The organism is Streptomyces sp. MBT65 (assembly GCF_016612545.1).
Taxonomy (GTDB): Bacteria; Actinomycetota; Actinomycetes; order Streptomycetales; family Streptomycetaceae; genus Streptomyces.
Map to the genome: position 1 here is coordinate 1 of NZ_JAENRY010000100.1, position 19,833 is coordinate 19,833.

The following is a 19,833-nucleotide window of genomic DNA, read 5'->3' on the forward strand; positions in this document are numbered from 1 at the left end:
CCTCCCCACCCTCTCCACGCACTTGTCCACAGGCCCCGCACCCCCCTTTATCCACAGCCCCGACGCACCCCCATCCAAATACTGGAATGCTGGACGGTGTCGTGCGGACGGACGCGCAGCCGCGTGGGTCGGCGTGGGACGGCACAGTGGGCTGTGGGGGGCCGAACATCGTGGAGGACAGGGTGCGCGTGGTCATCGCCGAGGATTCAGTGCTGCTGAGGGAGGGCCTGACCCGGTTGCTGACCGACCGCGGGCACGACGTGGTGGCCGGGGTGGGTGACGGGGACGCGCTGGTGAAGACGATCACCGAGCTGGCGGACCAGGACGCGCTACCGGACGTCGTCGTGGCCGATGTACGGATGCCGCCGACGCACACCGACGAGGGCGTGCGCGCGGCGGTGGAGCTGCGCAAGGCGCATCCCGGTCTCGGTGTGCTCGTGCTGTCGCAGTACGTGGAGGAGCGCTACGCCACCGAACTGCTGGCCGGTTCCACGCACGGTGTCGGCTATCTGCTCAAGGACCGGGTGGCCGAGGTGCGGGAGTTCGTCGACGCGGTGGTGCGGGTGGCTTCGGGGGGTACGGCGCTCGACCCGGAGGTGGTCGCGCAGCTGCTCGGGCGCAGCCGTAAGCAGGACGTGCTGGTGCGGCTCACCCCGCGGGAGCGCGAGGTGCTGGGGCTGATGGCCGAGGGACGGACGAACTCCGCGATAGCCCGGCAGCTGGTGGTGAGCGACGGCGCGGTGGAGAAGCACGTCAGCAATATCTTCCTGAAACTGGGGCTGTCGCCGAGCGACGGGGATCACCGGCGTGTTCTCGCCGTCCTCACCTACCTCAACTCCTGACAAACTGACACTGTGTCAGCCATCAACCGTTAGTCGAGCCGAGAACCGGACACTGCATGAGGAGCGTCTTCGAGGGAAGCGCCGGGGGGCGAGAAATCATGACAAGTCAGGGTGTCAGGCCGTCTCAAAACAGCGTCCATCATGCGAACGGCCGAAGGAAGGCGACCCTTACAGACGTAGGGTTGATCCTGGGAGGGTCGGCGTGACGACCATGCCCGGACAGCGTCCTCGAAGAGGAGGTCCAGTTCAGTGACCAGCCAGGTCAGTAGCCCAGCGGAGCGGGCCGACGGAGCCGACAGCACCTTGGTCGGAGAACAACGCAAACCGGCGGGGGTGAAGGACGTCCAACGCCTGGACCGGGTGATCATCCGGTTCGCCGGTGACTCGGGCGACGGTATGCAGCTCACCGGCGACCGCTTCACCTCGGAGACGGCGTCCTTCGGGAACGACCTCTCCACCCTGCCGAACTTCCCGGCCGAGATCCGCGCCCCCGCAGGCACCCTGCCGGGGGTTTCGTCGTTCCAGCTGCATTTCGCCGACCACGACATCCTGACCCCGGGCGACGCGCCCAACGTGCTGGTCGCGATGAATCCGGCCGCCCTGAAGGCGAACATCGCCGATGTGCCACGCGGGGCGGAGATCATCGTCAACACGGACGAGTTCACCAAACGCGCGCTGCAGAAGGTGGGTTACTCCGCCTCGCCCCTCGACGACGGCTCGATGGACGGTTACAGCCTCCACCCCGTCCCCCTCACCACCCTCACCGTCGAGGCGCTCAAGGACTTCGGCCTGACCCGCAAGGAGGCCGAGCGCAGCAAGAACATGTTCGCGCTGGGCCTGCTGTCGTGGATGTACCACCGGCCGACCGAGGGCACCGAGAAGTTCCTGAAGTCGAAGTTCGCGAAGAAACCGGAGATCGCGGCGGCCAACATCGCCGCGTTCAGGGCGGGTTGGAACTTCGGCGAGACGACCGAGGACTTCGCGGTCTCCTACGAGGTCGCCCCGGCCGCCACCGCGTTCCCGACCGGCACCTACCGCAACATCTCCGGGAACCTCGCCCTGTCCTACGGCTTGGTCGCCGCGTCCCGACAGGCGGACCTGCCGCTCTTCCTCGGCTCGTACCCGATCACCCCGGCCTCCGACATCCTGCACGAGCTGAGCCGGCACAAGAACTTCGGCGTACGGACCTTCCAGGCCGAGGACGAGATCGCGGGCATCGGCGCGGCCCTGGGCGCGGCCTTCGGCGGCTCGCTCGCGGTGACGACGACCTCCGGCCCGGGGGTGGCCCTGAAGTCGGAGACGATCGGTCTCGCCGTCTCCCTCGAACTCCCGCTCCTCGTCCTGGACATCCAGCGCGGCGGCCCGTCCACCGGCCTGCCGACCAAGACGGAACAGGCCGACCTGCTCCAGGCGATGTTCGGGCGCAACGGCGAGGCGCCGGTCCCGATCGTCGCCCCGTGCACGCCGGCCGACTGCTTCGACGCGGCGATCGAGGCGGCCCGGATCGCCCTGACCTACCGCACCCCGGTGATGCTCCTCTCGGACGGCTACCTGGCCAACGGCTCCGAGCCCTGGCGCATCCCCGACATCGACGAACTCCCGGACCTCACCGTCCAGTTCGCCCAGGGCCCGAACCACACGCTGGACGACGGCACCGAGGTCTTCTGGCCCTACAAACGCGACCCGCAGACCCTCGCCCGCCCCTGGGCCATCCCCGGCACCCCCGGCCTGGAACACCGCATCGGCGGCATCGAGAAGCAGGACGGCACGGGCAACATCTCCTACGACCCCGCCAACCACGACTTCATGGTCCGCACCCGCCAGGCCAAGATCGACGGCATCGACGTACCGGATCTGGAGGTCGACGACCCGCACGGCGCGCGGACGCTGGTCCTCGGCTGGGGCTCGACGTTCGGCCCGATCACGGCGGCGGTACGGCGCCTGCGCGCGTCCGGCGAGTCCATCGCGCAGGCGCACCTCCGCCACCTCAACCCCTTCCCCCGCAACCTCGGCGCGGTCCTGAAGCGCTACGACCGGGTGGTGATCCCCGAGATGAACCTCGGTCAGCTCGCCACGCTGGTCCGGGCGAAGTACCTGGTGGACGCGCACTCGTACAACCAGGTGAACGGCATGCCGTTCAAGGCTGAGCAGCTCGCCACGGCTCTCAAGGAGGCCATCGATGGCTGAGACGTCCACGGAAGGCACGGGCACGATCGAGGCACTTTCACTCGTCCCCAAGGCCGAGGCAGTGCAGTCCATGAAGGACTTCAAGTCCGATCAGGAAGTGCGCTGGTGCCCCGGCTGCGGTGACTACGCGATCCTCGCGGCGGTGCAGGGTTTCATGCCGGAACTGGGCCTCGCCAAGGAGAACATCGTCTTCGTCTCCGGCATCGGCTGCTCCTCCCGCTTCCCGTACTACATGAACACGTACGGCATGCACTCCATCCACGGCCGCGCCCCGGCGATCGCGACCGGACTCGCCGCGTCCAGGCGGGACTTGAGCGTCTGGGTGGTCACCGGCGACGGAGACGCGCTGTCGATCGGCGGCAACCACCTGATCCACGCCCTGCGCCGCAACGTCAACCTGAAGATCCTCCTCTTCAACAACCGGATCTACGGCCTGACGAAGGGCCAGTACTCGCCGACCTCCGAGGTCGGGAAGATCACCAAGTCGACGCCGATGGGTTCCCTGGACGCTCCCTTCAACCCGGTGTCCCTGGCCATCGGCGCGGAGGCTTCCTTCGTCGCCCGCACGATCGACTCGGACCGCAAGCACCTGACGCAGGTCCTGCGCGAGGCGGCGGCCCACCCCGGCACGGCCCTGGTCGAGATCTACCAGAACTGCAACATCTTCAACGACGGCGCCTTCGACGCGTTGAAGGACCGGCAGCAGGCCGAGGAGGCGGTGATCCGCCTGGAACACGGGCAGCCGATCCGCTTCGGCGCGGAGGGTGCGCGGGGCGTCGTCCGCGACCCGGAAACGGGCGACCTGAAGGTGGTCGACGTAACCCCGGCGAACGAGTCGCAGATCCTGATCCACGACGCCCACGCGACATCCCCCACCACCGCCTTCGCCCTCTCCCGCCTGGCCGACCCGGACACCCTGCACCACACCCCGATCGGCGTCCTGCGCTCGGTCCGACGCCCGGTCTACGACACCCAGATGGCCGACCAACTCGACTCGGCGATCGTCCAGAACGGCAAGGGCGACCTGGCCGCACTTCTCGCCGGCGGGGACACCTGGACGGTGGTGGGCTGACCGCCCCGCTCACACGAAGGAGGGCCTGGGCGCGATGCCCGGGCCCTCTTGTGAGCGCACGGAAGGACGTGCCGCGCGCAAGGGAGGACTGGAGCGCACCGGTGACTCAGCCCCGCTCCTTCGCCGTGTCGTACGCCTCCCGGGCCTTCTCCACCTCGCCCATCCGCGACTCCGTCCACAGCGCCAGCCCCCGCACCTGTTCCGCCGCCTCGCGGCCCAGGTCGGTGAGGGAGTAGTCGACCCTCGGCGGGATCACCGGCTTGGCGTCGCGGTACACGAAGCCGTCGCGCTCCAGGGTCTGGAGGGTCTGCGCCAGCATCTTCTCGCTCACCAGTTTGACCTGCCCGACCGCCCGGCGGAGTTCGCTGAAGCGGTAGGGGCGGTCGAGGAGTTCGATCAGCACCAGGACGCCCCAGCGGGATGTCACGTGCTCCAGAACCAGGCGGTACGGGCACATCGCCTCGCCCACGGCGGGCCTGCTCGCCACCTCATCACTTACCGTCATGCCAGTACCTTACTTCAAAGTGGGTACTTTCGCAGAGTTAGCGCAACCCCTAGGGTAAGTGCCATCGCACCCCACAAGGAGTTGTCACCCATGAGCATCGTCGTCACCGGAGCCACCGGACACCTCGGCCGTCTCGTCGTGGAGCAGTTGCTGGAGAAGGTTCCGGCCGACCAGGTCACCGCCGTCGTCCGCACCCCGGAGAAGGCCGCCGACTTCGCCGAGCGCGGGGTGAAGATCGCGGTCGCGGACTACAACACCCCCGAGACCTTCGACTCCGTCTTCGCCGCCGGCGACAAGGTGCTGCTGATTTCCGGCAACGAGTTCGACAAGGGCCGCGTCGGCCAGCACCAGGTCGTCATCGACGCCGCCAAGGCCGCCGGTGTCGCGCTCCTCGCCTACACCAGCGCCCCCGGCTCCCTCACCGCCGCCCTCGCCGACGACCACCGCGGCACCGAGAAGGCCCTGCTGGCCTCCGGTCTGCCGTACGCCCTGCTGCGCAACGGTTGGTACAACGAGAACTACACCGAGCAGCTCGCCCCGGTCCTGGAGCACAGCGCCGTCGTGAACGCCGCCGGTGACGGCCGGGTCTCCTCCGCCTCCCGCGCCGACTACGCGGCCGCCGCCGTCGCCGTACTGACCGGCGAGGGCCACGAGAACCAGACGTACGAACTGGGTGGCGACGAGGCCTGGGGCTTCGCCGAGTACGCGGCCGAGCTGAGCCGCCAGACCGGCAAGGAGATCGCCTTCAACAACGTCCCGGGCGACGCCCTCGTCGGCATCCTCACGGGCGCCGGCCTGCCCGAGCCGTTCGCCGTGATCCTCGCCGGCGTCGACGCCTCCATCGCGAAGGGCGAGCTGGTCGTCGACAGCGGTGACCTGTCCCGCCTCGCGGGCCGCCCGGCGCTACCTTCGTGCTGGCTGCACGCACGCGCAGCCGGGCGTGGCGCGCGAAGGAGGGGCCCGTGAGCGGGAAGCCGAGCGGGAAGCCGAAGGGCGAACAGCACCACATAGGACTGCTCAACGGCTTCGCGGCCTACGGCATGTGGGGCCTGGTCCCCCTGTTCTGGCCCCTGCTCAAGCCCGCCGGCGCCGCCGAGATCCTCGCCCACCGCATGGTGTGGTCGCTCGCCTTCGTCGCCGTCGCGCTCCTGGTGGTCCGGCGCTGGGCCTGGGCCGGTGAACTGCTGCGCCAGCCAAGGAAGTTGGGGCTCGTCACGATCGGCGCGGCCTTCATCACCGTCAACTGGGGCGTCTACATCTGGGCCGTCAACAACGGCCATGTCGTCGAGGCCTCCCTCGGCTACTTCATCAACCCCCTCGTCACCATCGCGATCGGCGTGCTGCTCCTGAAGGAACGGCTGCGCCCGGTGCAGTGGACCGCGGTCGGCGTCGGCCTCGCCGCCGTGATCGTCCTGACCGTCGGCTACGGCCAGCCGCCGTGGATCTCCCTCTGCCTCGCCTTCTCCTTCGCGACCTACGGCCTGGTGAAGAAGAAGGTCAACCTCGGCGGCATCGAGTCGCTCGCCGCGGAGACCGCGGTCCAGTTCCTGCCCGCGCTCGGCTATCTGCTGTGGCTGGGCGGCCACGGGAACCTGACCTTCGCGACCGAGGGCACCGGGCACGCCCTCCTCCTCGCCTCGACCGGCGTCGTCACCGCGCTCCCCCTGGTCTGCTTCGGCGCGGCGGCGATCCGGGTGCCGCTGTCGACGCTGGGCCTGCTCCAGTACATGGCACCGGTCTTCCAGTTCCTGCTCGGCATCCTCTACTTCCACGAGTCGATGCCCCCCGCCCGCTGGGCGGGCTTCGCCCTGGTGTGGCTGGCCCTCGTCCTGCTGACGACGGACGCGTGGCGCACGGCCCGCAGGAGCAGGGCGACGGCGGCGACGACAGCTCTCGCGCGGCAACGGGCCGGCGTACCGAGCGCCGCCCCGACCACCGCCCCGCGCACCGACCCGAGTACGGACCCGGTGGACGTCGTGGACGCGTAGCCCGGCGCGCCGACCCTCCGGGTGCCAGAGTGAGGGGCATGACACAGACGCCCACGCCCCTCCATTGGAAACTGGTCATCGACGCCGCCGACCCGCACGCACAGGCGGACTTCTGGGCCGCCGCGCTCCACTACGAGGCCGAGGACAACAGCGCCCTGGTCGAACTGCTCCTGGAACAGGGCGCGTTGCCCGCCGCCGCGACCGTCGACTTCCACGGCCGCCCGGCCTTCCGGGACCTGATCGCCGTACGGCATCCCGACGACCCCTACGACAAGGAGCGCGGCACCGGCCTCGGCCGTCGGCTGCTGTTCCAGCGCGTACCGGAGGCGAAGACCGTCAAGAACCGCCTCCACCTCGACCTGCACCCGGGCCCGGACCGGCGCGAGGCCGAGGTGGAACGCCTCACGGCCCTGGGCGCGAGCGTGCTGCGCCGGGTCTCGGAGCCGGCCGGCGCGTGGGTCGTGATGACGGACCCCGAGGGCAACGAATTCTGCGTGGCGTAAGGGGAGTTGACGCAGGAGGAGTTGAGGTGGAGGGAGTCGGCGTGGCCGCCCCGGCTCAGTCGTTCGCCCTGCGCGCGCGTTCCGTGAGGCGGCCCATCCGGGCGCGGGCGGACTCCAGTTGCTCTATGTCCTCCACGGCGGGCCCGTCCTCGGCGGCGAGTTCGGTCCACAGGTCGATGAGGTCGCGGCCGAGGGCCAGGCCCTGCTCCGGGTCGCGTACGGCACGCCAGGCCGTGGCCGCGCTCTGCACATTGCCGTAGGCGGCCTCCGCGTCACGGGCGCGGTGACGGATGCGGGCGAGGTCGAGGGAGAGCCGGAAGGAGTGCACCGGGTCACCGGCCAAGTAGGCGATGTACGCGGCGAGTTCGCGCAGCCGTAGGACTTCGGAGTGCTCGGGGCCGAGCGCGCCCGCCGCGTCGGCGACGGTCCGTTCCGCCAGCCCCACCGCCTCCTCGATCCGCCCCGCCTTGACGGCCTCGTTGATCCGCACCATCGGCTCGACGAGAAACGCGGTCCCCGCCCCGTCGGTCGTCACCGGTTCGTCCCCCAGCACGGCCTCGGCCACCGCGTCGAACCCACGCGCGGGCGTCGGCTTGGGGTCCGGTTCCGGGGCGGTGAGAGCGAGATCGGGGATGGGCGCGGGACGGGGGGCGCGTTCCGGAGTGCGGGGGGCGTGCGGCACCGGGGCGGAGCCGTACGCAGGGTCGGGCGCGAACGCAGGGTCGGACGCGTACGGCGGATCGGGCGCGAACGCCGGGTCGGACGCGTACGCCGTGTCTGGCACGTCCGCCACGACCGGCCGCGCGTCGATGAACGGCGGGACGTCCGCGACCGGCCGTCCGTCCATGACCGGCGGCACGTCCGCGACCGGCCCCGCGTCCACGAACGGCGGGACATCCCTCACCGGCGCCGAGTCCATCACCGGCGGTGGCCCGAACGCCCCCGTCGGCGGCTGGACGGAGCCCAGCGGCGCACCCCCCTGCGCCGATTCCGGCACGGCGTGCAGCGGGAACGTCGGTGCCGACTCCCCGGCCGACTCGGGCACCGCCCGCAGGGGGAAGGTCGGAACCACCTCCCCCTCCGGCGCCGCCACCGCCCGCAGCCGATGGGTCGCCGGGTCACCACTCGGCCGACGCAGGTCGTCAGGTTCCCGTTCCGGTTCTACGACGGCAGCGGGCGCCGCGGGAGCGTCCTGCGGGGCGGGTACGGCCGGCGGAAGCGCGGGCGGCGGCGGGGGCGACGGCTCGAAGGGCGCCGTCCCACCCACGGGCGCCGTCCCCGCGCCCGGCATCGCCCACGGCTCCGCCGAGAAGTGGCTGGAGCCGTCCGGATCGATCTGGAGCGGGACGACATACCCGATGCGGGCGTCGTGGATCGTGGCGTGGACGGGGTGGCCGGTGGCCGTCGCGATGCGGTGGAGGTGGCTCAGGACCACGTGCTGGATCTCCTCGCCGGGAGGCACGGGGACCGGCACGCCGCCGATGGAGGCGCCACCGGCGCCCGGGCCGTCCACGGGTACCCGTACCTCGAAAGGTGACGCCGCGGGTGCCGAGCGTGCGGCTCGCTTCTGTTCCCGCTTCTTCTCGCGGCTGAGTCGAGTCATCGGTTCCCTCACTCGCATCCGCCGGGGGGCCGACCGCGCTCCCCAGCGTCAAGATCCGTTCGTACGCGTACTGTTGAGTCTCGCCGTTCCCTTCCGGTTCTCGGGTCACCACGACGTCACAGCCTCGTCCCAGGAGTGAGGAGCTCGGTCATGCAGACAGGTCGACGGCAGGGACCGGAGATCTGGCTCCGCGGACCGGTGGACACCGGCCCGCACGCGGGGGCACCGGAAGCACCCGAGCGCTCCTCCAGTATCCCCGTCGGCATCCCGGCCGGTATGCACGCCGGCCCACGCCGCTTCTCCTGGGTCGCCACCCACGGCGGCACCGGCGCCACCACCCTCGCCACCGTCTACGGCGGCCGGGACTGCGGACGCGACTGGCCGGGCCCCGAGGACCCGCCGTCGGTCCTGCTCGTCGCCCGCACGCATGCCGCCGGGCTGGCCGCCGTCGCCCGCGCCCTGGAGGTCTTCCGGCGCGGCGAGGCACCGGCCGGGCTCGACCTGGACGCCGTCGTCCTCGTCGCGGACGCGCCCGGGCGGCTGCCGCGCCAGCTCGCGCAGTACGTCAAGGCCATCGAGTCGATGATCGACGTGTACCGGGTGCCCTGGGTACCGGCCTGGCGCGTCGGCGACCTGAGCGGCGAACCGCCCCGCGAGACGGAGGCGCTGACCCGGCTCACCCGGGCCACCCTGGACAAGTGATTGCGCGCACATGATGCACATGCCCGTACTCCTCGCGCGCCGACCACCGTGACCGAACCCGGGGACCCACGACCCGCCGCTTCCCCTTCGTGCTGGGCAGCGCCCGCACCGAGGGCAACACCCTCAACAACTCGGCGGCGTACATGAAGATGCTCCCCCGCTGCCTTAAGGGCGTGGTAGGTGCCCCCACGGCGGGGTGCTGCTGGGCAACGGCAGCGACCGCGGCGACGTACTGAACGACGAGCGGGCGCTGTCCCGGGCGAAGACGTTCTTCGCGCGGGAGGCCCCGCTCGCCCGCTTCCCGCACGAGACGCGGGAAACCCGCGAGACCCGCGAGACCGGCATCTGACCGGTCCCTACGTCGTGCCGCCCTACGCCGTGATGTCCTTCGCCGTGAACCGCGCCCACGCCGCCGACCCGAACACCGCCGCGTACAGCGCCTGGAGCCCGAGGTTCTTCACCAGGTCGTCCCAGTAGACCGGTTCGCGCATGAGGTCGGCGAAGGACAGCCAGTAGTGGGAGAAGAAGTACGGCTGGAGCGCGTGCAGTTGGGGGATCTGGTCGAGGATCTGCACGGTGATCAGCAGGCCCACGGTCGTCGCCATCGCCGCGATGCCGCTGCTCGTCATCGTCGAGACGAACAGGCCGAGCGCCGCGATGCCGATGAGGGACGCGGCGACCACCAGCGCGATCAGCAGCGCCCGGCCGAGGCCCTCCGTGAAGCTGATCTGGGTACCGGAGATCGTCGTCAGGTCACCCAGCGGGAACAGCAACGCCCCGACCGTCAGCGCCGAGATCGCCACGACCAGGGTCGCCACCAGGCAGAACGTCATCACCGTCGCGTACTTGGTGAGCAGCAGGCGGGTGCGGCCGGCCGGGGCGACCAGGAGGTAGCGCAGGGTGCCGCCGCTCGCCTCGCCCGCGATCGCGTCGCCCGCGACGACCCCGATGGCCATGGGGAGGAAGAAGGGGAGGGTCGCGGCGAGGGCGGTGAACACCAGGAACAGGCCGTTGTTGGTGATCTGCGCGATGAAGGCGGGCCCTCCCCCGCCGTCCCCGCGCCCGGGCCCCGACCCGTCCTGGGTCTCCAGCTTGACCGCGATCCCGACCAGGATCGGCACGGCGGCCAGCACACCGAGCAGCGCGAGCGTGCGCCAGCGCCGGAACGTGGTCACCAGCTCGCTGCGCAGCAGTCCGAAGGTCCAGATCAGCCGGGGTGCCCGTACGGCGAGATCAGCCTGCGACATCGAAGCCCTCCCCGGTGAGCGCCACGAACGCGTCCTCCAGCGAGGCCCGTTCGACCCCGAAGCCGCGCACACGGACTCCTGCCGTGACCAACGCCTTGTTCACCTCGGCGAGTTCACGATCGGGCGGCTCCGCCGTCACCCGCTCCTCCGCTACGACCACGTCGGCCAGCCCCTGCTCCTTCAGCACCCGTGCCGCGTCGACGGGGTCGGGGGTCGTCACGAACAGCCGCCCCCTCGTCCCGGCCGCCAGCTCGGCCACCGAACCCTGGGTGATCAGTCTGCCCTGGGCCATCACGGCCGCGTGGGTGCAGACCTGCTCGATCTCGTCGAGGAGGTGGGAGGAGAGGAAGACCGTCGTGCCGTCGGACGCCAACTCCCGGATCAGGGAACGGATTTCGCGCATGCCCTGGGGGTCGAGGCCGTTCGTCGGCTCGTCCAGGACGAGCAGCTTGCGGGGCTGGAGCAGCGCGGAGGCGAGGCCCAGCCGCTGCTTCATGCCCAGGGAGTAGGCCTTGGCCTTCTTGCCGGAGGCCGCCGTCAGGCCGACCCGGTCCAGGGCGGCGGCGACGCGGGTGCGCCGGGTGCGGGGGTCGGCGGTCGGGTCGGCGGCGTCGTAGCGCAGGAGGTTGTCGCGGCCGGAGAGGAAGCCGTAGAGGGCGGGGCCCTCGATCAGGGCGCCGACGTGCGGGAGGACCGTGCGGACGGATCTCGGCATCGGGCGGCCCAGGACGCGGGCCGTGCCGGAGGTGGGTTCGATCAGGCCCATCAGCATGCGGATGGTGGTGGTCTTGCCGGAGCCGTTGGGACCGAGGAAGCCGAAGACGCTGCCCGCCGGGACGGTCAGGTCGAGACCGTCCACGGCGAGCTGCCCGCCGCGGAAGCGCTTGGTGAGGCCGCGGGTGGCGATGATGCCGTCACCGACACCCGACGGCCCGACCTCCCGCCCGGAACCAGACTCCGACCCGGAGCCGGACCCGTGCGCCAGGCCGGGCTCCGGCGCCGAACCCGGCCCCCGCTCGGGGCCGGGCTCCAGGCTGGGGCCGGCCTCCGGTGCCGGGGCGGCCCCCCGCTCGGAGCCGGACTCCCGTCCCGAGCCGGACTCCCGCTCGGTCCCCGACCCCTCGGCGGACGCTTCGCCCATCGGCTCCCTCAATTCCTCGTCCCCCTACGGCAGTTGATCAACCGTCAGTACTTACTTGGCCGCGTCGGCCGCCTTCACCAGCGCGCTCTTGGTGACCGCGCCGACGTAGACCTTGCCGTCGTCGGTGACCAGGGCGTTGATCAGTCGGGTCGAGTAGACCGTGCCCGAACCGAACGAGCCCTTCACCTGGTCGCCGAGCGAGCTGAGGAAGCCGCCGAGGTCGCCGCCGTCGGACGAGGAGCCGGACGGGATGCCCTGGCCGCCGGTCTCGAAGACGGCGATGGAGTTCCAGCCCTTGCCCAGGACCGTCGGGTCGTCCGCGCCCTTGCCGAGCGACTTCTCGGACGGGCCGGAGCCGGTGGAGCGGTCCGGGGTCGGCACCGCCTTGGTGTCGCTGCCGCTGTCCTCCGTGGTGACCTTCGCGCCCTTGGGCACCTTGAAGTCGAAGGTCGAGGCGGCCGGCTTGGCGAGGCTGAGCTGGGTGAAGCCGACGTCGACGACGGCCGCGCCGCCGCTCGCCGGGGTGAGCGTGAACTTCAGCGGCAGGCCGGTCTTGGCGTCGACCGCGACGCTGATCGTGCCGACCGTCGTACCGGACTGCTTGGGCTTGATCAGCAGCTTGTAGGCGTCGCGGCCCGCGACGTGCTCGGTGCCGTCGACCGTGACGGACGTCGTGTCGTCGACCGACTTCAGCGCCTCGTCGGTGAGGCCCTTGGGGGTGGTCCTGGTCTCGTCGCCCTTGGCGGCGTCGACGGTGGTCGTGCCGTGGTAGACCTCGTTCGACTGGCTGTCGTAGCCCCAGACGTCCTTGCCGTTGTGGATGAGGCTGTACTCCGCCGCGTTCTCCAGCAGGGAGACCTTCTGCTTGTCCGGGCCGTCGGCCGCGACGCGCAGGGTGTGGGTGCCGGTGGCCAGCTCGGTGAGCTTGGCAGTGGGGTCGGCGGAGGAGCCGTCGCCGGACTTCGCGGCGCCCGACATGAGGTTGCTCTCCAGGCCGCCGAGGTCGGGCAGGCCGAGGTCCGTGCTGATCTTCACGGTGCCGGACAGCTGCTGGACGTCCGACTTGGCGACCTTGTCGAGGAGCTGCTGTGCGGTGATCTTCGGGAGATTCGGGTCACCGGAGTCGGCGAGCGCGGGGACCAGTCCGATGGTCGCGGCCGCCACCCCCACCACAGTGACCGGGACGATGTACCGCGCCGCCCTGCGCCGCCCGGACCGGAGCTCGTCGCGCTCTCCGGTGTCCGTGCTGTCGTCGGTTTCGTACGGTGCCATGTCTGCCTTACCTCCGTCGTCGGCGGCGGCCTGCCCCCTGTACTGGTCCCACTCTCAGCCGCCATTCTCACCCGAATCGGTGAGGAGTGGTGTTTTCCGTGTTCTCCATCTGACCAAATCCCCGAGAGATAAGCGTCAGACCCGGGAGCCAACTCCACGTACACCTGGGGTATGACACACGGAGGCGGCGCCTCCCCAAAACCCCTAGGGGAAGACGCCGCCCGTGCAAGGCAGTTGACCGTGCTCAGACCATGCACGGCAGTTGCTCAGGACCTCACCCCGCCCGGTGCACCACCGCATCGCACATCTCCAGCAGCGCGGCCTTCGCATCGCACTCGGGCAGCGGCGCCAGGGCCGCGCGCGCGTCCTCCACGTAGCGGACCGTGTCGCGGCGGGCCTGTTCCAGGGCCGGGTGGGCGCGGAGGCGGGTGAGGGCCTCGGCGAGGCGGGCGTCGTCGGTGAGGTCGGAGTCGAGGAGTTCGCACAGGGCGCGGTCCTCGGCAAGACCGAGGCGGTCCGCCCGCTCGCGCAGGCGCAGCACCGGCAGCGTGGGGATGCCCTCGCGCAGGTCCGTGCCCGGGGTCTTGCCGGACTCGTGGCCGTCGGAGGCGATGTCCAGGACGTCGTCGGCGAGCTGGAAGGCGACGCCGAGCCGCTCGCCGTACTGCGTGAGGACGTCCACGACCGTGTCGTCGCAGCCGGCCATCATCGAGCCGAAGCGGCACGCGACCGCGACCAGGGAGCCGGTCTTGCCGCCGAGCACGTCGAGGTAGTGCTCGACCGGGTCGCGTCCGTCGGACGGTCCTGCCGTCTCCAGGATCTGGCCGGTGACCAGCCGTTCGAACGCCTCGGCCTGCACGCGGACCGCCTCGGGCCCGAGGTCGGCCAGGGTGTGCGACGCGCGCGCGAAGAGGAAGTCGCCGGTGAGGACCGCGACCGAGTTGCCCCAGCGGGTGTTGGCGCTGTCGACGCCCCGCCGTACGGCCGCCTCGTCCATGACGTCGTCGTGGTACAGCGTGGCGAGATGGGTCAGCTCGACGACGACCGCCGAGGGCACCACACCCGGCGCGTACGGGTCGCCGAACTGTGCGGCGAGCATCACGAGGAGCGGCCGGAACCGCTTTCCACCCGCGCGCACGAGGTGCTGGGCGGCCTCCGTGATGAAGGGGACCTCGCTCTTGGTGGCTTCGAGCAGACCCTCCTCGACTGCCGCCAATCCGGCCTGGACATCGGCTTCCAGAGCCTGGTCCCGCACGCTCAGCCCGAACGGCCCGACGACGGTCACGAGGGGTCTCCTGTCTGCTGGTGTCCCTGGGCGGTCACACGGTTTGTCGATAGGTCGCTGGCATCACTCAAGTCAGCGTATCCGGTCGGCTTTCGATCACCCATGCCGCCCACCCCGTCCAGCAGGGGCGGTATCGGATCATGACCGGTATGTTTTTGATCACCTGATAAGAACGGATATTTGTCGACTTACGCGGAAGCAGTGGATCGTGTCTCGAACCGCACTGGAAGCCGAGCCCGACGACAAACCGCCTCCCGAGGACGACCACGCCTTCTTCGGCCAGCCCAAGGGCCTGCTCACGCTCTCCGGACTCGAGGTCTGGGAGCGCTTCTCGTTCCTGGGCATGCAGGCCATCCTCGTCCTCTACTTCGCGGATACCGTCGCGCACGGCGGCATGGGCATGTCGTCCGGAACGGCCGCATCCGTATCGGCAGCCTACGGAACACTGGTCTATCTCGTCTCGGTCGCGGGCGGCTGGCTCGCCGACCGCGTCCTCGGCTCGTACCGCGCGCTGCTGTGGGGCGGGATCCTGATCGCCTGCGGCCACTACGCGATGGCGGTCCCCACCCCCACGACGACCTGGGTCGGCCTCGGCCTGATCAGCGCCGGCACCGGCCTGCTCAAGCCCAACGTGGCCACCATGGTCGGCAAGCTCTACCGCACCGACGACGACCGCCGTGACGCCGGTTTCGCGCTCTACTACATGGCGATCAACATCGGCGCCTTCGCGGGCCCGCTGATCACCGGCTGGCTCGGCGACCACGAGGGCTGGCACTGGGGTTTCTCGGCGGCCGCGGTCGGCATGACCTTCGGGCTGATCCAGTACGTCGCCGGACGCCGTCACCTCGCGGGCCGCAGGAACACCGCCGAGTTCGCACTCGCACCGGACGCACTGCGCCGCGCGGTGCGGCTCGTCGTCGTAGGAATCCTGGCGGCCGCCGTCCTCGCGACCGGCCTGGCCCTCGCCGGGTGGCTCACGATGGGCCGCTTCGTCGACCTGCTCACCGTCATCTCGGTGATCGCGCCCGTCGTGTACTTCACGGTGATGTTCACGAGCCCGCGCGTGACCCCCGCGGAACGCGGCCGACTGCGCCCGTACATCGTGCTCTTCCTGGCCTCGACCGTCTTCAACTTCATTCTCTTCCAGGCCTATTCGACGATGATGCTGCTGGCCGCGTCGAACGCCGAGACGACCATCCTGGGCTTCGACTTCCCCGCGAGCTGGTACGCAAGCGCGCTCGGCGCCTTCGAGGTCGGACTCGCGCCCGTCGTCGCCGCGCTCTGGGTCCGCATGGGCCGGAGCCAGCCGCACGCCTCCAACAAGATCGCGATCGGCGTCGTCCTCGGCGGCCTCTCCTTCCTCCTGATGGTCCTGCCGACCAGCGGGCACACCGGCGACGCCTACCGCATGTCGGCCTGGTGGATCGTCGGCTCGTACTTCCTGCTCGGCCTCGGCGACATCCTGCTGGAGACCTCCGGCATGTCCGCCACCACCAAGCTCGCCCCGGCAGCCTTCTCCAGCCAGACCATGTCCCTCTGGTTCCTGTCCCTCGCGCTCGCGAACGGCATCCAGGCCCAGACGGTGAAGCTCTACGACGACGTCTCCAAGCCGGCCTACTTCGGCGTCAACGGCGCGGTCGCGGTGGCCGCCGGCCTCGCGGTGATGGCCGCCGCGCCGTGGCTGCGCCGCACCATGCACCCGGTCCACTGAACCCAGGGGTCCCCTCATGCGCATCCGTACGTCCTTCCCCCACGAGACGACCCACGAGGACCTCCGCATCCCGATGCCCGACGGGACACGGCTCTACGCGCGCGTGTGGCGCCCGGTGACGGACGAGCCCGTGCCCGCGCTCCTCGAATACCTCCCGTACCGCCTGACCGACTGGACCGCGCCCCGCGACGCCCAGCGCCACCCCTGGTACGCGGGCCACGGCTACGCCTCCGTCCGCGTCGACGTCCGCGGCCACGGCAACAGCGAGGGCGCACCCGGCGACGAGTACGACGCCCAGGAACTCGCCGACGGCGTCGAGGTCGTCAACTGGCTTGCCGCGCAACCCTGGTGCACCGGCAGGGTCGGCATGTTCGGCATCTCTTGGGGCGGCTTCAACTCGCTCCAGATCGCCGCCCTCGCGCCGGAACCCCTGAAGGCGATCGTCACGGTCTGCTCGACGGACGACCGCTACGACAACGACGTCCACTACATGGGCGGTTCGGCCCTCGCGGTCGACCTGCACGCCTGGGCCGCCACCATGCTCGCCTTCGTCGCCCGCCCGCCGGACCCCGAGTACACGGGCCTGATCTGGCGCGACCTGTGGCTCAAGCGCCTGGAGCGGATCGACCCGTTCATCCACACCTGGCTCACCCACCAGCTCCGCGACGACTACTGGAAGCACGGCAGCGTCTGCGAGGACTACGGCGCGATCAGCGCGGCCGTCCTCGCGGTCGGCGGCTGGCACGACCCGTACCGCGACACGGTCCTACGGCTGGTCCAGCACCTCCCGCCCGACCGGGTGCGCGGCCTGATCGGCCCGTGGTCGCACCAGTACCCCGATCGCGGCCTGCCGCCGGGCCCCGCGATCGGCTTCCTCCAGGAGACCCTCCGCTGGTGGGACCACTGGCTGAAGGGCGAGGACACCGGCGTCACCACCGACCCACTCCTTCGGGCCTACGTCAGCGACTCGCATCCCCCGGCCACGGTCTACGACACCCTGCCGGGCCGTTGGGTCGGCGAGCCCGCGTGGCCCTCACCGCACGTGAAGACGACGACGTACGGCCTCCGGGGCGCACCCGTGATCGTCCGCTCCCCCATGCACACCGGGGTCGACGCGGGCCGTTTCTTCCCCTTCGGGAACGACGCCGATCTGCCGCCGGACCAGCGGGACGAGGACGCGCGGTCGGCGTGCTTCGAGTTCGAGGTGCCGGCCGAGACCTGGGTGCTGGGGCGGCCGAGGGTACGGCTGCGGCTCACCTGTGACGTGCCGCGCGGGCAGGTCGTCGCCCGGCTCTGCGACGTCGCCCCGGACGGTGCCTCGACGCTGGTCACCCGGGGTGCGCTGAACCTGTCGGCGCGGCACGGGCGGGACCGGGCCGTGCCGTGGACCCCGGGGGCCACCGAGGACGTGACCTTCGAGCTGAACGGCATCGGGCACGCGTTCCCGCCCGGGCACCGCATCCGGCTCGCGGTGTCGTCGGCGTACTGGCCGTGGATCTGGCCGCAGCCGGAGTCGGCGGCGGGGTTCACGCTGGACCCGGAGGGGAGTGCGCTGGAACTCCCGGTGCGGGAGCGGGAGTTGAGCTCGGGTATCCAGTTCGAGGAGCCCGAGGAGGCCGCGCCGCTCGGGGTCACCCGCGGCGTAGCCGCTAATGGATGGAGCCCGGCGACCCTGGACGAACCGCGCCCCGAGCGGCTGGTCGTGCGGGATGTGGCGAAGGGCGAGTGGCGGCTGGAGGTGGATCCCCGGTACGGCGGGACGCGGGTGTATCCGGACGGCCTGGAGTTCACCGAGGACGCGCTGGAGACGTACACGATCGACGAGTCGGACCCCTTGTCCGCACGTACGCGGTCCGACTGGTCGATCCGGCTGCATCGGCCGGAGCTGGGGTGGGACACGACCGTGCGGACGCGGTCCGAGATCACTTGCGACGAAACGGACTTTATTAGCTCCAATGAGGTCATCTGCATCGAGGGTGAAGAAGTGATCTTTCATCGCACATGGGAGAAAAGGATTCCGAGAACTGCCAGTTGAGGCCGAATGCCCGATTTGCCGTCCTTAATCCTCCCGTGAGTTGGGTCACGCGTTTCTGTGCATGACCTGTGTTCCTGTGTGTTCACGTTTCCCCTTGCGGCGATGGACAGTTGGCCCTTGGCTCGCGCAAAGGATCAAGTGCCCCATACGCCTCAGACCAAGGTCAATAGGGGTGAGGTGTGATTCCGCCACTTGTTCCGGACATGTGCTCTCGCATAGTTTCCCGGCCTGTCGGGTGGAACGCCGAATCCTGCCGCCGCCCGACATCCCAGTCACGAACATCTCGCACGGCAGGAGCGGGGGAACCAGGTAAGTCGCCGGACCGGTCATGTCGACCGGGACGGCTTGGGGTTAAGCCACGTCCGCGAGGGCGCGGCCGGGCACCTCCCAGCCCGAACCCGACAGCTCACCTCGCAGGCGACGGAGAGGAACCTCGTCATGCCTGCATCCGCTCAGTCCCGCCGCACCCGTCTCTTCCGCACGCTGGCCGTCGCCGGTACGGGTGCCGCGATCATCGCCCTGCCGATCGTCGGTGCGACCACCGCGTCCGCCGCCACGACCGCCTCGACCACCGCCGCGGGGTACTCCAACACCCTCGACGGATGGATCCGTGAGTCCCTCGCGATCATGGCGCAGAAGGGGATTCCGGGGACGTACAACGGGATCTACCGCAACGTGATCCGTGAGTCGTCCGGCAACCCGTACGCCATCAACAACTGGGACTCCAACGCGGCGGCCGGTACGCCGTCGAAGGGGCTGCTCCAGGTGATCGACCCGACGTTCAACGCGTACCACGTGGCCGGGACCTCGTTCGACCCGTACGACCCGGTCGCGAACATCACGGCCGCCTGCAACTACGCGGCGGCGGTGTACGGGTCCATCGACAACGTGTACGGCGCCTACTAGAAACCGGCGTCCAGCAGCAGTCTTTCGAGGACGACGGCGATGCCGTCGTCCTCGTTCGACTTCGTCACCTCGTCGGCCACCGCCTTGAGTTCGGGGTGGGCGTTGGCCATCGCCACTCCGTGGGCCGCCCAGTCGAACATCGGGATGTCGTTCGGCATGTCGCCGAAGGCGACGGTGTCGGACGGGGCCAGGCCCAAGTGGCGGGCGGCGAGGGCGAGGCCTGTCGCCTTGGTGATGCCGAGTGGCTGGAGTTCGACGGTGCCGGGGCCCGACATGGTGACCGAGGCCAGCGAACCGACCACCGATCGGGCCGTGGCCGCCAACTCGTCGTCCTCCAGGGCCGGGTGACGGAGCAACACCTTGCTGATGGGTTCGCACCAGAGGTCGTCGCGCCGGCCGACCCGCACCGCGGGGAGCGTGGGGTGCGGCATCAGATAGCCGGGCTCGATGAGGGTGAGGCCGTCCACGCCGTCCTGGTCCACCGCCGCGTACACCTGGCCGACTTCCGCCTCGATCTTGCCGAGCGCGGTCTCCGCCAACTCCCGGTCCAGGGTGACCGACCAGAGCAGACGGTCCGCGCCGGCGTCGTACAACTGCGCGCCCTGTCCGCACACCGCGAGCCCCCTGCTGCCGAGGTCCTCGAGGAGCGGTCGCACCCTCGGGGCGGGCCGGCCGGTCACGACGAGGTGCCGGCCGCCGGCCGCTGTCACCCTCGCGAGTGCGATGCGGGACCGGTCGGAGAGGGTGTCGTCGCCGCGCAGCAGCGTTCCGTCCAGGTCGGTGGCGATCAGTGCATATGCGAGGGGTGCGGCCATGATCAGAGAATACGGATGG

17 protein-coding genes, 1 pseudogene and 1 riboswitch are annotated in these 19,833 nt (G+C 70.4%); of the genes and pseudogenes, 11 read left to right on the forward strand and 7 right to left on the reverse strand.

The window, feature by feature from the left end; genetic code table 11:
• Nucleotides 1-170 precede the first annotated feature (170 nt).
• The 3 genes from JHN63_RS23075 (at nucleotide 171) to JHN63_RS23085 (ending at nucleotide 4,101) form a co-directional block, all read left to right on the forward strand.
• Nucleotides 171-842 (forward strand): response regulator transcription factor, encoded by a 672-nt coding sequence (locus JHN63_RS23075; RefSeq protein ID WP_200683455.1) that lies wholly within the window; start codon nucleotides 171-173, stop codon nucleotides 840-842.
• 249 nt (nucleotides 843-1,091) lie between these two features.
• Nucleotides 1,092-3,029 (forward strand): 2-oxoacid:acceptor oxidoreductase subunit alpha, encoded by a 1,938-nt coding sequence (locus JHN63_RS23080; protein ID WP_200683362.1) that lies wholly within the window; start codon nucleotides 1,092-1,094, stop codon nucleotides 3,027-3,029.
• Nucleotides 3,022-4,101, forward strand: coding sequence for a 2-oxoacid:ferredoxin oxidoreductase subunit beta (locus tag JHN63_RS23085; protein ID WP_200683364.1), 1,080 nt, complete (start codon nucleotides 3,022-3,024; stop codon nucleotides 4,099-4,101). The genes JHN63_RS23080 and JHN63_RS23085 overlap by 8 nt, the downstream gene beginning before the upstream one ends.
• Before the next feature lie 106 nt (nucleotides 4,102-4,207).
• Here JHN63_RS23085 and JHN63_RS23090 read toward each other — a convergent pair whose 3' ends face one another.
• Nucleotides 4,208-4,606 carry a helix-turn-helix domain-containing protein gene (locus tag JHN63_RS23090; RefSeq protein WP_200683366.1) on the reverse strand — a complete coding sequence of 133 codons (399 nt, stop codon included), beginning with the start codon at nucleotides 4,604-4,606 and terminating at the stop codon, nucleotides 4,208-4,210.
• A gap of 90 nt (nucleotides 4,607-4,696) precedes the next feature.
• On the opposite strand from JHN63_RS23090, the gene JHN63_RS23095 reads away from it, so the two are divergent.
• The 3 genes from JHN63_RS23095 to JHN63_RS23105 are packed head-to-tail and all read left to right on the forward strand — an operon-like array spanning nucleotide 4,697 to nucleotide 7,097.
• Entirely contained in the window at nucleotides 4,697-5,572 is an 876-nt protein-coding gene (locus JHN63_RS23095) for an SDR family oxidoreductase (RefSeq protein WP_234477566.1), read from the forward strand.
• Nucleotides 5,569-6,594: an EamA family transporter RarD gene (gene rarD / locus JHN63_RS23100; RefSeq protein ID WP_200683375.1), complete on the forward strand. Its 1,026-nt coding sequence runs from the start codon at nucleotides 5,569-5,571 to the stop codon at nucleotides 6,592-6,594. The genes JHN63_RS23095 and rarD overlap by 4 nt, the downstream gene beginning before the upstream one ends.
• A gap of 38 nt (nucleotides 6,595-6,632) precedes the next feature.
• Entirely contained in the window at nucleotides 6,633-7,097 is a 465-nt protein-coding gene (locus JHN63_RS23105; RefSeq protein WP_200683377.1) for a VOC family protein, read from the forward strand.
• Between the two features lie 55 nt (nucleotides 7,098-7,152).
• Here the strand turns inward: JHN63_RS23105 and JHN63_RS23110 are convergent, their stop codons facing one another.
• The gene (locus JHN63_RS23110) at nucleotides 7,153-8,700 is read right to left on the reverse strand and encodes a tetratricopeptide repeat protein (protein WP_200683379.1); all 1,548 of its coding nucleotides are present in this window, start codon (nucleotides 8,698-8,700) and stop codon (nucleotides 7,153-7,155) included.
• A 150-nt stretch (nucleotides 8,701-8,850) separates the two neighbouring features.
• Between JHN63_RS23110 and JHN63_RS23115 the strand changes: the two genes are divergently transcribed.
• Nucleotides 8,851-9,402 carry a DUF6668 family protein gene (locus JHN63_RS23115; protein ID WP_200683381.1) on the forward strand — a complete coding sequence of 184 codons (552 nt, stop codon included), beginning with the start codon at nucleotides 8,851-8,853 and terminating at the stop codon, nucleotides 9,400-9,402.
• A 119-nt stretch (nucleotides 9,403-9,521) separates the two neighbouring features.
• Nucleotides 9,522-9,751, forward strand: a pseudogene (locus tag JHN63_RS23120) (hypothetical protein); the annotation flags it as partial.
• Nucleotides 9,752-9,773: 22 nt separating this feature from the next.
• Here the strand turns inward: JHN63_RS23120 and JHN63_RS23125 are convergent.
• The 4 genes from JHN63_RS23125 to JHN63_RS23140 form a co-directional block, all read right to left on the reverse strand.
• On the reverse strand, nucleotides 9,774-10,649 hold the full coding sequence (locus JHN63_RS23125) for an ABC transporter permease (RefSeq protein WP_200683393.1): 876 nt from the start codon (nucleotides 10,647-10,649) through the stop codon (nucleotides 9,774-9,776).
• Nucleotides 10,636-11,790, reverse strand: coding sequence for an ATP-binding cassette domain-containing protein (locus tag JHN63_RS23130; protein ID WP_234477567.1), 1,155 nt, complete (start codon nucleotides 11,788-11,790; stop codon nucleotides 10,636-10,638). Before JHN63_RS23130 ends, JHN63_RS23125 begins: the two co-directional genes overlap by 14 nt.
• 51 nt (nucleotides 11,791-11,841) lie before the next feature.
• Nucleotides 11,842-13,062: an outer-membrane lipoprotein carrier protein LolA gene (locus JHN63_RS23135; protein ID WP_200683395.1), complete on the reverse strand. Its 1,221-nt coding sequence runs from the start codon at nucleotides 13,060-13,062 to the stop codon at nucleotides 11,842-11,844.
• A 274-nt stretch (nucleotides 13,063-13,336) separates the two neighbouring features.
• Nucleotides 13,337-14,347, reverse strand: a complete 1,011-nt coding sequence (locus JHN63_RS23140; protein WP_200683397.1) for a polyprenyl synthetase family protein — start codon at nucleotides 14,345-14,347, stop codon at nucleotides 13,337-13,339.
• A 208-nt stretch (nucleotides 14,348-14,555) separates the two neighbouring features.
• Between JHN63_RS23140 and JHN63_RS23145 the strand changes: the two genes are divergently transcribed.
• The 3 genes from JHN63_RS23145 to JHN63_RS23155 all read left to right on the forward strand — a co-directional run bounded on the left by JHN63_RS23145 (nucleotide 14,556) and on the right by JHN63_RS23155 (nucleotide 18,999).
• Nucleotides 14,556-16,058, forward strand: coding sequence for a peptide MFS transporter (locus JHN63_RS23145; RefSeq protein ID WP_200683399.1), 1,503 nt, complete (start codon nucleotides 14,556-14,558; stop codon nucleotides 16,056-16,058).
• A 16-nt stretch (nucleotides 16,059-16,074) separates the two neighbouring features.
• Nucleotides 16,075-18,093: a CocE/NonD family hydrolase gene (locus tag JHN63_RS23150; RefSeq protein WP_200683407.1), complete on the forward strand. Its 2,019-nt coding sequence runs from the start codon at nucleotides 16,075-16,077 to the stop codon at nucleotides 18,091-18,093.
• A gap of 231 nt (nucleotides 18,094-18,324) precedes the next feature.
• Nucleotides 18,325-18,526: riboswitch (cyclic di-AMP (ydaO/yuaA leader) on the forward strand.
• A gap of 5 nt (nucleotides 18,527-18,531) precedes the next feature.
• A complete protein-coding gene (locus JHN63_RS23155; protein ID WP_200683434.1) occupies nucleotides 18,532-18,999 on the forward strand; it encodes a transglycosylase SLT domain-containing protein in 468 nt (155 codons plus the stop codon).
• Here the strand turns inward: JHN63_RS23155 and JHN63_RS23160 are convergent.
• Nucleotides 18,996-19,814, reverse strand: a complete 819-nt coding sequence (locus JHN63_RS23160) for an HAD family hydrolase (protein WP_200683436.1) — start codon at nucleotides 19,812-19,814, stop codon at nucleotides 18,996-18,998. The two genes, JHN63_RS23155 and JHN63_RS23160, sit on opposite strands and share 4 nt — an antisense overlap.
• Nucleotides 19,815-19,833 lie beyond the last annotated feature (19 nt).